General features: G+C 68.6%; 19 protein-coding genes. 7 read left to right on the top strand and 12 right to left on the bottom strand.

Annotated elements, in window-relative coordinates:
• The first annotated feature begins 5 nt into the window (after positions 1-5).
• Positions 6-788: an RlmE family RNA methyltransferase gene (locus tag ACMGFI_RS07760; protein ID WP_436908660.1), complete on the top strand. Its 783-nt coding sequence runs from the start codon at positions 6-8 to the stop codon at positions 786-788.
• Here ACMGFI_RS07760 and rio1 read toward each other — a convergent pair whose 3' ends face one another.
• The 6 genes from rio1 to ACMGFI_RS07790 form a co-directional block, all read right to left on the bottom strand.
• Positions 789-1,649 (bottom strand): serine/threonine-protein kinase Rio1, encoded by an 861-nt coding sequence (gene rio1 / locus ACMGFI_RS07765; RefSeq protein WP_436908662.1) that lies wholly within the window; start codon positions 1,647-1,649, stop codon positions 789-791. It lies immediately after the preceding gene.
• A 69-nt stretch (positions 1,650-1,718) separates the two neighbouring features.
• Positions 1,719-2,006: a translation initiation factor eIF-1A gene (eif1A, locus tag ACMGFI_RS07770; protein WP_436908664.1), complete on the bottom strand. Its 288-nt coding sequence runs from the start codon at positions 2,004-2,006 to the stop codon at positions 1,719-1,721.
• A gap of 82 nt (positions 2,007-2,088) precedes the next feature.
• Positions 2,089-3,009 (bottom strand): metal-dependent hydrolase, encoded by a 921-nt coding sequence (locus tag ACMGFI_RS07775; RefSeq protein WP_436908665.1) that lies wholly within the window; start codon positions 3,007-3,009, stop codon positions 2,089-2,091.
• A gap of 94 nt (positions 3,010-3,103) precedes the next feature.
• Positions 3,104-3,430: a DUF5783 family protein gene (locus tag ACMGFI_RS07780; protein WP_436908667.1), complete on the bottom strand. Its 327-nt coding sequence runs from the start codon at positions 3,428-3,430 to the stop codon at positions 3,104-3,106.
• Between the two features lie 160 nt (positions 3,431-3,590).
• A complete protein-coding gene (locus ACMGFI_RS07785) occupies positions 3,591-3,872 on the bottom strand; it encodes a hypothetical protein (protein ID WP_436908669.1) in 282 nt (93 codons plus the stop codon).
• A gap of 187 nt (positions 3,873-4,059) precedes the next feature.
• On the bottom strand, positions 4,060-4,281 hold the full coding sequence (locus ACMGFI_RS07790; protein WP_436908670.1) for a hypothetical protein: 222 nt from the start codon (positions 4,279-4,281) through the stop codon (positions 4,060-4,062).
• Between the two features lie 131 nt (positions 4,282-4,412).
• Here ACMGFI_RS07790 and ACMGFI_RS07795 point away from each other — a divergent pair, with 131 nt between their 5' ends.
• Together ACMGFI_RS07795 and ACMGFI_RS07800 are read left to right on the top strand one after the other, a co-directional pair.
• Positions 4,413-5,273 (top strand): DUF7551 domain-containing protein, encoded by an 861-nt coding sequence (locus tag ACMGFI_RS07795; RefSeq protein ID WP_436908672.1) that lies wholly within the window; start codon positions 4,413-4,415, stop codon positions 5,271-5,273.
• A 357-nt stretch (positions 5,274-5,630) separates the two neighbouring features.
• Positions 5,631-6,239 carry a GAP family protein gene (locus ACMGFI_RS07800; protein WP_436908674.1) on the top strand — a complete coding sequence of 203 codons (609 nt, stop codon included), beginning with the start codon at positions 5,631-5,633 and terminating at the stop codon, positions 6,237-6,239.
• A gap of 131 nt (positions 6,240-6,370) precedes the next feature.
• Here the strand turns inward: ACMGFI_RS07800 and ACMGFI_RS07805 are convergent, their stop codons facing one another.
• The 4 genes from ACMGFI_RS07805 to ACMGFI_RS07820 all read right to left on the bottom strand — a co-directional run bounded on the left by ACMGFI_RS07805 (position 6,371) and on the right by ACMGFI_RS07820 (position 9,096).
• Positions 6,371-6,862: a DUF1269 domain-containing protein gene (locus tag ACMGFI_RS07805; RefSeq protein WP_436908676.1), complete on the bottom strand. Its 492-nt coding sequence runs from the start codon at positions 6,860-6,862 to the stop codon at positions 6,371-6,373.
• 293 nt (positions 6,863-7,155) lie between these two features.
• Positions 7,156-7,650 (bottom strand): DUF1269 domain-containing protein, encoded by a 495-nt coding sequence (locus tag ACMGFI_RS07810; RefSeq protein ID WP_436908678.1) that lies wholly within the window; start codon positions 7,648-7,650, stop codon positions 7,156-7,158.
• Between the two features lie 178 nt (positions 7,651-7,828).
• Entirely contained in the window at positions 7,829-8,425 is a 597-nt protein-coding gene (locus ACMGFI_RS07815) for a DUF2238 domain-containing protein (RefSeq protein WP_436908680.1), read from the bottom strand.
• A gap of 68 nt (positions 8,426-8,493) precedes the next feature.
• Positions 8,494-9,096: a hypothetical protein gene (locus tag ACMGFI_RS07820; protein WP_436908682.1), complete on the bottom strand. Its 603-nt coding sequence runs from the start codon at positions 9,094-9,096 to the stop codon at positions 8,494-8,496.
• A 310-nt stretch (positions 9,097-9,406) separates the two neighbouring features.
• Between ACMGFI_RS07820 and ACMGFI_RS07825 the strand changes: the two genes are divergently transcribed.
• Together ACMGFI_RS07825 and ACMGFI_RS07830 are read left to right on the top strand one after the other, a co-directional pair.
• Positions 9,407-10,015, top strand: a complete 609-nt coding sequence (locus ACMGFI_RS07825; protein ID WP_436908684.1) for an HdeD family acid-resistance protein — start codon at positions 9,407-9,409, stop codon at positions 10,013-10,015.
• A gap of 102 nt (positions 10,016-10,117) precedes the next feature.
• Complete coding sequence (locus ACMGFI_RS07830) at positions 10,118-11,407, top strand: AI-2E family transporter (RefSeq protein ID WP_436908686.1); 1,290 nt, start codon at positions 10,118-10,120, stop codon at positions 11,405-11,407.
• Between the two features lie 54 nt (positions 11,408-11,461).
• On the opposite strand, the gene recJ is transcribed toward ACMGFI_RS07830, so the two are convergent.
• The gene (gene recJ / locus ACMGFI_RS07835) at positions 11,462-12,889 is read right to left on the bottom strand and encodes a RecJ family nuclease (RefSeq protein ID WP_436908687.1); all 1,428 of its coding nucleotides are present in this window, start codon (positions 12,887-12,889) and stop codon (positions 11,462-11,464) included.
• 226 nt (positions 12,890-13,115) lie between these two features.
• Here recJ and ACMGFI_RS07840 point away from each other — a divergent pair, with 226 nt between their 5' ends.
• Positions 13,116-13,463, top strand: a complete 348-nt coding sequence (locus tag ACMGFI_RS07840; RefSeq protein WP_436908688.1) for a hypothetical protein — start codon at positions 13,116-13,118, stop codon at positions 13,461-13,463.
• Between the two features lie 418 nt (positions 13,464-13,881).
• Complete coding sequence (locus ACMGFI_RS07845) at positions 13,882-14,448, top strand: mechanosensitive ion channel domain-containing protein (RefSeq protein ID WP_436908690.1); 567 nt, start codon at positions 13,882-13,884, stop codon at positions 14,446-14,448.
• Here ACMGFI_RS07845 and ACMGFI_RS07850 read toward each other — a convergent pair whose 3' ends face one another.
• Positions 14,449-14,835, bottom strand: a complete 387-nt coding sequence (locus tag ACMGFI_RS07850; protein WP_436908691.1) for a hypothetical protein — start codon at positions 14,833-14,835, stop codon at positions 14,449-14,451.
• Positions 14,836-14,849 lie beyond the last annotated feature (14 nt).

The following is a 14,849-nucleotide window of genomic DNA, read 5'->3' on the forward strand; positions in this document are numbered from 1 at the left end:
CACGCATGAGCGGTAAGGACGAGTACTACAACAAGGCCAAACAGGAGGGCTACCGCGCCCGCTCGGCGTACAAGCTCAAGCAACTGGACGAGACGGCCGGCCTGTTCGGGCCGGGCAACACGGTCGTCGACCTGGGCGCGGCACCCGGCGGCTGGCTCCAGGTCGCCGCCGAGGCGGTCGACGAGCACGGCACCGTCGTCGGCGTCGACCGCCAGCGGATCGATCCCCTCGACCGCGACAACGTCGAGTACGTCCGCGGCGACCTCACCGAGGACTCGACCATCGACGAGGTCGTCGAACGGGTCGGCGCCGACGGCGAGGGGCGTCCCGTGGACGTGGTGATCTCCGACATGGCGCCGAACATGACCGGCGACTACGACCTCGACCACGCCCGTTCGGTCCACCTCGCCCGCCAGGCCTTCGAGGTGGCCGACCGCGTGCTCGCCCCCGGCGGCGACCTCGCCGTGAAGGTCTTCGACGGGAAGGACCTCGACGACCTGGAGGCAGACATCGAAGAAGAGTTCGAGTACGTCCGGCAGGTCCGTCCCGACGCCTCCCGCGACTCCTCGTCGGAGCTGTACCTGGTCGCCAAGGGCTACCTGACGGCGCCGGTCCGCGAGGGCGACCGTGTCGAGGTCGAGATCGTCGACACCGGGAGCGAGGGCGACGGGATCGCGAAAGTCGACGGGTTCACGCTGTTCGTCTCCGGCGCCGCGGAGGGCGAGACCGTCGAGGTGAGCGTCGGCGACGTGAAGCCGAACTACGCGTTCGCCGAGCCGGTCGAATAGTCAGAACTCGTCTTCGCCGTCCTGGCCGACGACGTAGGACTTCAGCTCGTCGGCGGTCACGTCGTGGCCTTGCCGGCCGAAGAAGGCGGCGACGTTCTCGCAGTCGCGGTCGAGGAACTCCTCGGCGTTGGGGTGGTGGACCGTCACCGCCTGGCCCAGGTCGATGACGTAGATGTGGTCGCCGTGGACGACGAGGTTGTACTCCGAGAGGTCGCCGTGGACCAGCCCGGCGTCGTGGAGCCGCCGCATGTACTCGGCGACGACCTCGTAGGCGGTCTCGGGGTTCTCCAGGTTCACCTCCGAGAGCCGCTTGGCGCGGCCCTCCTCGGTGCCGAGGTACTCCATGACGAGGACGTTGCGCTCGACGGCGATGGGCTCGGGCACGAGCACGCCGGCCTGGCGGGCGCGGCTGAGGTTGGCGAACTCCTTGCGCACCCACGCGAGGACGACCTTCTTCTTGTCCGAGCCGATCCCCTGGAAGCGCGGGTCGCCGTCGAGGTAGCCCCGCATGTCGGTGAAGTCGGAGGCGTTGATGCGGTAGACCTTGACGGCGACCTCGGTGTCCTCGTCGCCCAGCGCGGTGTAGACGTTGGCCTCCTTCCCCGTGGAGATGGGGCCGCCGAAGGCGACGATGTGGTCGTCCTGGACGAGCTTGTAGAGGGCGGCGTAGGTGGCGTCGTCGAACACCGAGTCCTCGACCTTGAACTGCTCGGTGTCCTTGATGCGCTTGCGGAACTCGTTGAACTCTCGGTCCCGCTTGCGGGCGATCCGGTCGGCCTCGGTGTCCTCGATCTCGACTTCCTCGAACTCGTCGCCGGGGCTGTCGGCCTCGTCGGTGTCGAGCAGGCGGTACTCCGCCATGGTCAGCGCCACCGGGCGCGCGAGGAGAAGACAGTGGCCGCGCGCTCGGCGGTGATGCGGTCCTCCATGCTACTCCTGGATGTGCCCCTCCTCGCGCAGCTGGTCGGCTTCCTGTTTCTCGTAGCGCCACGTGATGTCGCCCTTCTCGTCCTCCCAGTCCCACGGCTCGACGAGCACCACGTCGTCCTCGCGGATCCAGATGCGCTTCTGCATCTTGCCGGGGATCCGCGCCGTGCGGTTGGTCCCGTCCATGCAGCGCACCTTCACCCGATTGGCGCCCAGCATCTCCGTGACGACGGCGAACACCTCGTCGTCGTCCGGCATCCGCAGGTCCGTTCGCCCCTCGTTGTCGCTCATACCCGACCGTTGACTCGGGAGACCTTTTAAGGTTTCCAGAATTCCGGACGCCGCCCGCCCGCCGTCGGGTCCCCACTGGCGGTCATCCGACGACAAGGTACACCGCGGCGTAGGCGACGGCGGCGAGGCTGACCGCCGCGAGCGCGGTCACGCCCGCTCGCCAGCTCCGGAGCCGGTCGAGCGACGGCGGCGTGACGCCGACGACCCCGACCGCGAGCACGCTGAACACGAAGTGATAGGATACCTCCAGCGTGGGCGCGGGGAGCGCGAGCGCGGCGCCGGCGTAGGCCACGCCCAGCACCGCCCGGCGGTCGACGTGGGCCGCCGGTCGCTCGCCGGAGACGCGGAAGTAGGCGGCCAGCGCCAGCCAGGCGGTCGCGAGTTCGACCCCGAACGCCCCGAGCAGGTGCAGCGTCGGGTCCGCCGAGAGGACGACCCGCTCGGCGACTACCGTCGCGTCGAAGGGGTACAGCAGGGCCGGCGGCTCGCCGGTGAGCAGGTCGCCGAACGGGTGGGTGAACAGGCCCACGAACGCCGCGCCCGCCAGTACTCCCGACGGGACGCCCCGCCGGCGGGCGAGCGCGACGACCGCACCCACGCAGAGGACGAACACCGCCGTCACCGCGCCCGCGAGCCCGCCGCTGAGAGCGGCGACGACCGGGACGAGCGCCGCGAGCAACGCCGCGCCGGCCGCTCGCGGAGCGGTCTCCGCGCGTCCCCCGAGCCAGACCGCGGCGGTGACGACCGCGGCGACGGGGAGGGCGTGGGTGACCCCGCGGTGGACGCGGTTGCCGGCCGCCCAGAACGACTCGACGGGGACGGGCCCCGACCCCGCGGCGGGCGCGATCAGTCCCGACAGGCCGTAGATAACGTCCACGTCGGGGAGCGTCGCGAACAGCGCCGCGAGGGCGGCCAGCCCGAGCGCGCGCTCGCGGGACCACCCGAGGCGGTCGGCGCCCAGGGCAGCGACCGCGAACGCGAGACAGGCGTGGCCGACGAACATCACGCGGGTTTCGCCGCGCGGAAGGATAAGTGTCTCGCGGGAGTCAGTCGCACACTGCCGTCGAAATCACCGGCGCTAGCCGCCGAGACTGGGGTTACTCCTCGTCGAAGCCGAACACCGATCGGATCTCGGCCTCGATCTCATCGACGTATCGCTCCAGGATCGTCTCGACCTTCTCCTCGTCAGCGACGAGGACGCCGGAGAGCCGCTCGTGGGGGTCCTCGGGGAGTTCGATCCGGAACTGCCCGTCGCCCTCGTAGAACGGTTCGCTCTCCGAGAGGATCTGCTGGTCGATGGCGTGGATCAGCTCCGAGTCGTAGCGGTCGTTCATCGTCTCGAAGGCGCTCTTGTAGGCGCGCTGCAGCTCGGTGAAGTAGTTCGCGTACTTGTCCTCGAACTTCTCGGGGTCGAACTCGGCCATTGGCCGAAGCCACGACCACCGCCGACAAAAGTCGTCCGTCTCGGCGCTCGCTCGGGTCGCCCTCCCGGACCGTTCGCTCGGGTCGTCCTCCCGGACCGTTCGCTCGGGTCGCCCTCCCGGACTGTTCGCTCGCAGTCGTGGGGCCTCACAGCGGGGCCGCTCACTCCTCCTCGCCGACCCCGAAGTCCACGTCGTCGACCGGGATCTTCGTGCGGTTCTCCGGGAACGCCAGCAGGAACAGGCCGCTCCCGACGATGCCGGCGAAGACGATCCCCCCCGCGACCGTCGCGACGACGGTCGTCGGCAACGCCGTGCCGTTCGTCGCGGCGACCGCCACCACGACGCCCAGCAGGACCAGCGTCACCATCACCCCGAACACGAACCCCGCCCCGAACAGCAGCTTCCCGTCGTCGGTCAGCGCTCGCGTCGGTTCCGTTGCCATACTACCGGGGCTAGCGCCTCTCGCATAAATATCTGCTACCCGCTGTCCGTCTTCGCGCTCCCGCCGGCCGCGAACCCCTCGTTTCCGTATATCGGCATGAGATTTACGGTGCGATAGGCGGACGGCCGACGCTCGCCGGTCTCGAACGGTCGAGACGCCGGGTGCGGCGGCGACGGCGACCGCAACGTTACTGCGTGTTCGGCAGGTAAAGCACGGCGTAGGCGGCGAACAGGACGCCCGCGACGCCGAGCAGGAACAGGTAGGTCAGCGGCCCGAGCGACGTGACCGCGCTCACGGCCCGTCCCACGACCGCCGCGGGGTTCGAAGCGCTGACCGCCGGGCCGACGACGAGCACCAGGGCTATCGCCACCAGTGCCAGGTCGAACGCGTCGCGCTCTGCGACCGCCATCGACAGAAGGCTCGACGCCCGCCCTCATAGGCCTCACGGCCCGCCCTTCGCTCCCCTGTCCGAACACCCCGCTCTCCCGCCGTCGGAAACCACCCCCTGTTATGTACTGGCGTGATTTAGGCCAACCTAAAATGATCGGACGGACGCTGACGGACATCAGGGCGGAGCTGGAGGACCTCGCCGAGGAGTCGGGGGAGTACTACGTGCAGTGCGGGCGGACGGGCGAGCGGCCGGTGCCCGTCGACGGCCGGCGGTTCCCGGACCGGGAGACGGCCGTCCAGGCGGTCCGGGTCGCCCACGCCTACCGGGCGACGCTCCGACGGTACGACCCGCGCGCGCCGTGGTACGACTTCGTGGTGTGCGAGGCCGACGGGGAGGCCGCCGAGGAGCGGGCGTGGTCGTTCCCGCCCGCGACGGGGGCCGACACGTCGTCCCAGCGCGCGCTCGTCGCCTACTGCCACGACCTGGCGGGCGCGGTGTTCGAGGCGCTCTCGGCCAGCGATCACGACGGCGTCGAGTCGGCGGTCATGGACTCGTATCTCTCGGCGGCCGAGCGGACGCCCGACCGCGACCGGCTCTGCTGTCTGCTGCTCGCGACGATGGCGACCGAACTGCGGGCGCGACTCCCGCCGGCCGCCCGCGTCGACACCCTCCAGCGAGCGACCGCCCACCTGCCCGCCGTCCCCGGGAGTACGACGCCCGTCCGCGACGCGCTCGACCGTCTGGAGTCGACGGGACTGGTCGACGGGTACGCCCTCGCCGAGGGCCAGTGGGACCGCCCGCGAACGGTGACCGTCCGCGGCTACGAACTCCCGACGCACGAGGGGCGACTCCCGGCGCTGCCGCTCTCCGTCGAGACGGTCCGGCGGACGGCCGGCACCCCTCGGGTCGTCACCGAAGCCGCCCCGGTCGACGACGGCTGGCGCGTCGCCCTCTCGCTCGCGACGCCGGACTCGACCTCGACCGGCGCCGCCGCCCGGATCGACGTCTGAGTCGCTTTTCCCGACGGTATTCGTCGTTTCACGCTTGCGCTCGTGGCCCGTCGGTCCTCGCTGCTCCGTCCCGATAAACCTCGACGGGCTATACGAAACTGCGGCGGCGACGCCGGGGTCGAGCAGACCTCCGCTATCGCCTACTGACTGGATCGTCGGGATTCGTGGGGACGCGACGGACTGACGACGCCGATCGACAAATCCGCTGCCCTCGTCCACCCGACCCGACCTTGAGTTCGCCTGCAGTAGTCTGATTCCGGTCATAGACGCACATATATCTGTGAGTTCACACGTCCCCGGGGGCGTGCGGGGTCAGCCGGTCGACGAGCGGGCTGCGAGTTCCTGGTGGACACGCGGATGAGTTTCCTCACGGTGCTACCGCTGGCAATCGTGATGGTGGCCGGCCCGCAGCTCCTCAGCGCTATCTTCCTCGCGACGAGTCGGGAGTGGCGTCGCAACTCCGTGCTGTTCGTCGTCGGTGCAGGGCTCTCGATCTCGACGGGAGTCTCCCTGACGTACTTCCTCGGCGGCGTGTCGACGGGTGGGGCCGCCGAGTCGAACGGCATCCTCTCTCTGGTCGTCGTCGTACTGATCGTCGTGGCGATGATCTCGACGTTTCTCGGCCGCGAGGACTCGGAGCCACCGAAGTGGATGGGGAAACTGGATCGAGCCACCCCACGATTTTCCTTCCGACTCGGATTTCTCCTGCTCGGCGTGTTCCCGACCGACATCGTCACGTCCGTCGCGGTCGGGTCGTATCTCGCCGCGAACGGCCTCCCCTTGTGGGACGCCGCTCCGTTCGTCGTGCTCACGCTCTCGCTGCTGGCGCTGCCGTCGCTCGTAGTGGTCGTGCTCGGCGCTCGGGCCGAGACGCTCCTCCCACGAGTGCGCGATTGGATGAACGATAACTCCTGGATCGTGAACGAAGTCGTCCTCGCCTTCTTCCTCGTGCTGACGCTCACCTGATTGGGGCGAAACGTTCGGAGTCTGTTTGGGATGTTCGGCACGAAACTATGGACAAACACCTCCAGCAGTGAGTCACGTCCGGATCCGAGGCGCTGGGGAAAGCCGCTGACCGGTGTGGTGGGAGCTTCTCCTTACGCTCCGTCCGCGGCGAACGTCTCCCGTAACCTCGCCGCTCTGTCCGGCGGGAGGTCAGTGTGGATGATGGTAAAGTCGATGTCGGATAGCTCCTCGCGGATTCGTTCCCGCTTGGCGTGTCGCGTCCAGAGAAAGAGCGCGGAGTGACCGGTCTCGATCGTTTCGCTCACCTCCTCTACGAACTCGGGTTTCAGACCGATATCACCGATCTTCCCGATTACCGTCCCCAGCCCCGTCCCCGTGACGAGACCGAGCCACGGGGCGAGAAAGAGCAGTCCGATCAGCGTCCCCCAGAACGCGCCGCCGAGCGCGCCCACGCCGGCGAGGCTGTGCGCCTGCTTGACCTTCACCCGCCCGTCCGAGCGCCGGACGACGATCGCCGCATCGTCGACGGTGAGCAACCCCTGTTCCTGCAGTTCGTACATCTGTTCTCGCACCGATTCCGCACCGTCTTCGGTCTCGAAGGCGAGGACGACGAGCGATCGCATGGGACTCGATCGGCGTCGGACTACATTGTTATTGTCCTGACAGTGACGGTAGGACCGCCGTACGGACCGATCGCCGTCGAGGAGGTGAGTGCGAAATCGGGATATTTCTCCACCGGGTTACGGGACCTCTCGACCGAACGGGAGAATGATGGCCGCGAGATGGCGCGATTCGGCGTTGCCACGGGCAGTACCCTCCCGGTTCGGGACGCTGTCGCCCTCTCACTGGACATCTCTACGTCGATGGACCCGAAGCGAACGGTGGAGCGATCGACTCGGCGAGCGGTTCCCGCGACCTATCCCGCGATCTCTTCGGCCGCGAAGGTGTCCCGAAGCCGGGTCTCGTCGTCGGGGGAGAGGTTCGTTTCGAGTATCTCGAAGGCCTCGTCGGTTTCCGAGGCGATCCGCTCCAGTTGCGCGTCGCGAACGAGCAAGAAGAGGGCCGACTCGCCGGGCTGGATGGCGTCGCTCACATCCTCGATAAACGAGTCGTCGATCCCGATATCGCCGAGCTTGCCCGATATCGCGCCGCCCGCCGCGCCCGCTACCAGGCCGAGCCACGGGGCGAGGAAGAGGAGGCCGACGAGCATCCCCCAGAACGCGCCGCCGAGCGCGCCCGCGCCGACGAGGCTGTGCGCCTGCTTGACCTTCGCGCGACCCGATTCGTTGCGGACGACGACCGCGGCGTCCTCGAGTCGTATCAGCTCTCGCTTCTGGAAGTCGTACAGTTTGTCGCGCATCTGCTCGGCGCCGTCCGTCTCGTCGAACGCCAGTACCACCAGTGAACTCATATCACTGCTGTTGGCACCGTCGTCCGTAGTAATTCGGCGTCAAACCCGAGTAACCGACCCGTAGATTCCGAGATGTCCGGTCTCCACGCGATCGCCGATCGAGCCGCGACCGGCAGACGAAATCTCTCGTTACTTCTGGATAACATAGACAAAACATACATATCGGGACGGTATCGGGTCAGCGTCCGGTTTGCCGCTCCTCGAACCGGGCGACGAGCTGGTCGGAGAGACCGTTCAGGTGGGCGGCGCCGAACGCGGCGACGAGTACTCCGCCGAGCGTGTCGTAGACGATGTCGAGTACGGTGTCGTCGAGTCCGTACTGCGTCAGGATCGTCTCGTCGCCGATGAGCCCGGAGACGACGGTGATGTAGAACTCTAGCAGTTCCCACAGCACGCCGAAGGCCACGACGAATACGAGGAGGTACGCGAAGAGGAACTGGGGCGGGAAGTGGATCGCCTCGGAACGGTCGTCGACCGCGCGAGCGGCGGTGTAAGCGACGCCGGCGACCAGTGACGCCGACAGCGTGTGTGTCACGTGGTCCCACCACCACGTCTCGCTGTACAGCGTCGAGAACCCCAGACCGGGTAGCGGGAGCGTCCCGAACGCGTGCAGGAACATCGCGACGGCGATCCAGAGCACGAGTCCGGCGTCCATCGTGACGTCCAGATCACGGTCGAGGACGGCCGGGAGGAACGTGGCGAGGAGTCCGACCCCCGCGTTGACCGCGATCCCGAGGTCGCCGGTCCAGATCCCGACCCCCAAGACTCCGAACATGCCCCCCTGAAGGGCCCGAACGAGTGTCGCCTCGTGTGCGGTAGTCAGGCCGATGCGATCGGCGACGCTCACTCCGCGGTCACCTCCTCCGTCCCGACCGACCCCTCCTCGCGGAGCTGCCGACGGAAGTACCAGCGGAACACGAGACCGCCGAGGACGCCGCCTACTGTCGCGGCGGTGAACACGCGCATCAGTTCGGCGTTCGTCTCGACGAACTCGCCCCCGAAATAGGTTGCAGCCGCCGCCGAGAGGACCGTCCAGACGCCGGTGGCGGCCAGCGTCACGAGGAAGACGAAGGCGACCGCGAACCGCGGGGTCGTTCTGACCGTGGTGGTCAACTGGAGCGCGACGACCGCGAGCATCCCGAGCGCGGCCACGCCCGCTCCCTCGACGACGAGCCCGTAAACCGTCGGTTCGACCGAGCCGACGACGAACGGGAGCGTCGCGAGTGCCAGCACCGGCCACGGGACGGTCCGCAGTCGCGACCTCCCGAGCGCGACCGGAAGCGTCGACAGTCCCACCGCCGTGGCGGCGACGACGGCGCCGACGAGACGACCGGACAGCAGCCTCTGGACCGCCGCGAGCGCGAGCAGCGCAGTGAACCCCCACGCGAGGGCCGCGTTCACTCGGCCGCTGCTCAGGAACCACGTCGCCGCGTCCGGTCGACTCACGCGATGCCTCCCTCGCCCGCGATCCCCTCACGCGCGGTCTCCGGGCGGTGACCGTGTCGATATCCGTGGTCCATCGATCGGATCCCTCGGTCCGCGCTTCATAACTGTAATTGACGATTCGTCGATAGTTTACTGTGATCTGCCCGTCGTTTATCTCGGGTAAGCTAGATATTGCTTCGGTACGGACATTCAACCGACAAATCGGGCGCCAGCAGGCACACCGAGACTGGATACAATCGCCAGATCATGCAGACACAGTATCACGAATACGGTTAACGTCCGAGAGAGACAACAGGACGGACGAGAGACGATGAGTACTGACACCCCTGGGGCGTCCTCGACCGTACTGCAATCGAACGAACGAAGCTGGCGATACCTCGTCGGTGTCGGGGTCCTGATCTCCGTCCTGGGAGGGCTCGCGGTCCTCGCGCCGTTCGCCACCGGGATCGGGGTATCGCTTCTCCTCGGCGGACTGCTCGTCGTCGGCGCGATCTCGCACGCCGTCCTCGCGTTCAGGAGCGAGGGGCTCGCGGGGACGGCGTGGCAGGTCGCGCTCGCGCTGGTCTACGCCGCCGCGGGCGCGTCGCTGATAGCCAATCCCGTCGTCGGCCTGGCGACGCTGACGATCCTCCTCATCGCCTACTTCGCGGTGGAGGGGGTCGTTGAGGTCGTCGGCGGCCTACGCATGCGGCCCGACCCCCGGTGGGGATGGATGACCGGGAGCGGGGTCGTTTCACTCCTCCTCGCCGGGTTGCTCTGGGTGGGCTTCCCGAGCACCGCGGTGTGGGCGCTCGGACTCCTGACCGGTATCCACCTCCTATCGACGGGGATCATGCTGGTCCTCGTGGGCTATCTCGGTCGCCGGTCTCCGAGCGCGACTGGCGGAGGGGCTCCCGGTGGCGAGCCCGGGAGCAACTGAGTGGGGGACACGGTAATGACCGTGAAATACAGTTCGAGCGGTCTCCCGCGAGATGGGTCGGGCCACTGGTGACGGAGCGATCGAACAGTCTGTCACCACTCAATGTCCGACGACGCCACCGATCGAACGGGCGAAACGGACGCGGAACCACCGGCAGGGAGCGACTCGACCGCAGTCGGCGACAGGCTCCCGACGACGGTGCGCCAGTTCGAGGGTGGCCGGACGCGGTGGGCGCTCTGGATCGCCGCGCTGGCGCTCACGGCCGCGCTCGCCTACGTGGCGTGGCGCTTCGTCGGCACCGTCGTGGTGGGCGTGTTCGCGTATTACGTCACCCGGCCGGTACTCGAGCGGATAGACGAACGAGTCGCCTCGCGGACCGTCGCCGTCGGCGTGGCGCTCGTGACGGTCGCGTTCCCGGTGCTGGTCCTCGCCGGCTGGACGCTCTCCGTCGCGGCCGCCGCGCTCACGGACGTCGTTTCGGGAGATCTCGGCACCCAGATCGCCGCCGCGCTCGAACCGTACGCCGACCTGACTCCCGTCGCCGCCGATATCACGACTGCGTTCCGGGGGGTGCTCGACGACCCCGCGCGGCTCGCGGACCTGGAACTCGGCCCGGTACTCGGCGAGACGATCGAGGGATTCAGCGGCATCGTCGGCGACCTGTTCGCCGTCGGTCTGCACGCGTTCGTCGCGCTCGTCGTCGCCTTCTACTTGCTCAGAGACGACTCTCGTCTTGCCGACTGGGCTCGGCGGACGTTCGCGGCCCCCGGCGGGGTGATCGAGCGGTACCTCGTCGCCGTCGACCGCGACCTGAAGAACGTGTTCTTCGGAAACATCCTGAACGCCCTCCTGACCGGCTTCCTGGCCGTCGGAACCTACCTCCTCCTCGACGCGGTCGCACCGGGACCGGTGCGGATCCCGGAACCCGCCCTCGTGGGCCTGCTCGTCGGGGCGGCGAGCCTCGTCCCGGTGATCGGGATCAAACTCGTGACCTGGCCGGTCGGTCTCTACCTCCTCGCTCGGGCTGGCCTGTTGGCGCCCGAGGCGGTCTGGTTCCCGGTCACGTTCCTCGTCGTCTCGTTCGTCGTCGTCGACTACGTCCCGGACCAGTTGCTCCGACCGTACGTCAGCGGGCGGACGCTACACATCGGCGCCGTGATGCTGGCGTACACCCTGGGACCGCTTCTGTTCGGCTGGTACGGCATCTTCCTCGGACCGCTCATCTTCGTCGTGATGTTCGATTTCGGGCGAATTGTCGTCCCGTGGCTCGCAGACCCCGAGACCGCCGGTGACTGTTCGGAGCGCGCCGCCACCGAGCTCCCGTCGTCCGACCCCGCAAGCGAGGGGGACGACGCGCCGTCGGGTCCGAACTCGCCGCCCGCCTCCGAGTAGAGTCCGAACGACTCGCCGTGATTGAGCAGCGAGACCGGCGACAGTTCGGCGCGCTCAGCCGGTCTGGTCGGCGACGATGTCGTCGGCGGCGTCGACGAACTCCCCCTCTTTCCCCGCGGGGACGGTCGCGCCGGCGGCGATGTCGTGGCCGCCGCCGTCGCCGCCGACCGAGCGGGCGGCCTCGCCCATCACCGCCGACAGGTCCAGCCCCTCGCGGACGAGCGTCCCCGTCCCGCGCGCGGAGACCTTCGTCTCCTCGTCGTTCTTCCGGGCGAACGCGACGATCGGTTTGTCCGCGGCGACGCCGTCGGTCCCCAGCGCCATCCCGGCGACGATGCCGACGATGGTCTCGCGGATGGCCTCCCCGGCGTCGAACCACTGGAGGTTGTCCTCGTGGGTGACCCCCTCCCGGCGGACGTACTCCAGCCCCTCCGAGAGGTTACGACGGTGGTTCGAGAGGAGCGTCTGCGCGCGGTCCAGGGCGCCCTCGCGGTTGCCCAGACAGACGCCGAGCCCCACGTCCGCGCGTTCGTAGCGGGCGGTGGCGTTCAGCAGCGTCGAGAACTCGCTTGCGTCCCGCAGCTCCGTCCCCTGCGGCTCGTCGACCAGTTCGTAGGTCGTCCCGACGAGCGTGTTGATCTTCTTCGCCGGGACGCCGCGCTGGACGGCGTGTTGCACCAGCGCGCTCGCGACCGTCTGTCGTTCCTCGTCGGTCAGGTCGACCCACGTGCGCCACTCGCCCGCCTCCTTCAGGTCAACGTCGAGGTCTTCGAGAAAGCGGACGGCGCCCGCCTCGTCCCCGGAGATGCCCGGGATCTGCACCTCGGTCGCGTACTCGAACAGCTTCGGGAGCGGTCGGGTCTGCTTGCCGTACAGCGAGAGGTCCGTCCCCTCCGCGAGGACCCCCGCCGCGACGCCCTCCTCGACGATGCCGCGGTTGGCGCCGACGAGTTCGCCGCCCACCGCCTGCATGTCGCCGACGGCGCCGACGACCGCCAGCCCCGCCAGGTCGCGGTTGTCCGCGGGCTGGTCGCCCCGCTCCGCGAGCGCCCGCGCGAGGACGTACGCCGCGCCCGCGCCCGACAGCTCGGAGGCCCCGTCGATGCCCTCCAGCAGCGGGTTGAGGTGGTACTCGGTCTCGGCCTCGGCGGGCTGGTGGTGGTCGGCGATCACCGGTTCGAAGTCACCGACCCGCTCGTGGGCCGCGATGGCGTCCAGCTGTCCGCTCCCGAAGTCGGTGAACAGCACGGTGTCGTACTCGCGGGCGGCGATGGACCCGATCTCCGTCTCGTCGAGCTGTTTCTTGAACACCGTCTCGAAGTCCAGGCCGGCCCGCTCCAGCGCCGTCGACGCGACGGCCGCGCTCGTCAGCCCGTCGGCGTCGATGTGCGACGCCAGCAACACCTCGTCGCTGTCCAGCAGTCTGTCGGCGCAGGCGGCCGCGCGGTCCGCCAGGTCGGGTACCGGCCCGGTCGTGCTCATCGAGCCGTTCTTATCGCGGCTTCGGGTTTAAGGGTCCGGGTGTCCGGCCGCCGCCTCGTCGGTGGCTCCCCGCTGGCCGGCCATCGTGCCGCTGGTGTCTGCCGCACGTCCGACGCGTGGCCGACGGGCGGGAGAGCGGTCACGGCGCCGCAGTAGTGCGATTTTCGCTCAGCGTTCCTCGTCGCACCGAACCTGTTTAGTTCGGGTATCTCCAACCCCACGTATCGTGAACGCGGTCGACCGCTGGGAGGCCGCGCTCGCCGACCGGGGCGAACTCACCCCCGAGGCCGTCGACCGGATCCTCGATCTGCACGGCGAGCGCGGCGCGCGCGCCATCGACGCGGTCTCCGAGCGGCGCGTCAAGGAGTACCGCGACTTCACCGTCGTCGTCGGCCACGACGACGAGTACGTCGTCGAGGACGACTCCTGTGACTGCAAGGACGCCGAGTACAACCTCGACGACGACGACCCCGAGGAACTCTGCTGGCACGCCATCGCCGTCCGCGTCGCCCGCGCCGTCGGCGCCGAGGACCACCACGACATGTGGTACTCCGAGGTCCGCGAGTTCCTGTGACCATGTTTTTCGACCGGGGGTTTCCTCGCGCGCCGGGGGCGCGCTGCGGGGAACCCCCGGTCCAAAAACATGGGTGAAAAACCGGACGACTCGCTCACTCCGTTCGTTCGCGTCCGGCGTCTGCGGGAGTGAGCACCGCGAACGACCGCAGGCTCGTCAGATCTTGCCTCTGACGGTGAACCGGCGCTCCGCGCCGGACGTTCGACCTACCGCCCCGCAGTACCATCGCACTGCCCCGCACCGCCACCGTGACCGCACAGCTACCGCCCTGCACAGCCACCGCCCTGCACAGCCACCGCCCTGCACAGCCACCGCCCTGCAACCGCACAGCCCCGCCGCCACTCCACTCTGCCTTTCCCCCTCGTTTCGGGTCGAACTGCCCCCGACACTCTTGGACCGTCGGTCCAATGGGGTCGCTATGCAGACGCCAGTCGGGTTCGTCGTCGACCTCGCGACCGAGACGGTGAACGAACTCGGGGCCGCGCTCTCGGATGCGATCCCCAAGCTCGTCATGGCGATCGTCTTCGTCTCGGTCGCGTACGTGGCGATCAAGGTCGTCCTGTCGATAATCAGGCGATTCTTCCGCAGTATCTACCCCAGCGAGCAGGACCTGATCGCCCAGCTGTGGACGACGATCATCGGGGTCTTCTGCTGGTTCGGCGCCGCGCTCGTCCTCCTGAACATCGTCGGTCTGGGCGCCATCGCGGCGAGTCTCGGCACCGCGACCGGCTTCCTCGCGCTCGGTGTCTCCTACGCCCTGTCGAGCATGATCGAGGACGCCGTCGCCGGCGTCTACCTCCTGCGGGACCCCGACTTCAACCCCGGCGACCGCGTGACGACCCAGTCGATGACCGGGACAGTCGCCAGCATCGAACTCCGCAAGAGCCGCTTCGAACTCGACGACGGCGACACGGTCGTGCTCGCCAACCGCGAGGTGGAGAAACGCTGGACGAAGGAGGGCGATAGCGCTGTCAACGCCGCGTAGCTACGAGGGGTCGAGCCGGTAGCGGACGGTGGGCTGGCCCTCGAAGGTCGGGCCGGTGCCGGTCCGCTCGAAGCCGGCCGTCTCGGCCGATTCGCGCGTCCCGCGCTCGTCCTCCGGGACGAGCAGTTCGACGGCCATCCCCTCCGAATCGGCGAAGCGGATCGGTTCTTCGAGCAATCGGTCGCGCACGTCCTCGGTGCCTTCGAGTTGCGTGACGTGGACCGTCTCCTCGCGCGCGTCGTAGCTGACGAACCCCTGGATGGCCTCCTCGTCGGTGGCGACGCGGACGGTCCGGTCGTGGACGAGGTTGCGCATCACGTCCTGGGGCGACCCCGTGAGTTCCGCCAGCCGGTCCGCGTCCGCCTCGACTGCGTCCCGGATGTCCATGTCCGCCACCATGC

The organism is Halosimplex marinum, assembly GCF_051414075.1.
GTDB classification, from domain to species: Archaea; Halobacteriota; Halobacteria; order Halobacteriales; family Haloarculaceae; genus Halosimplex; species Halosimplex marinum.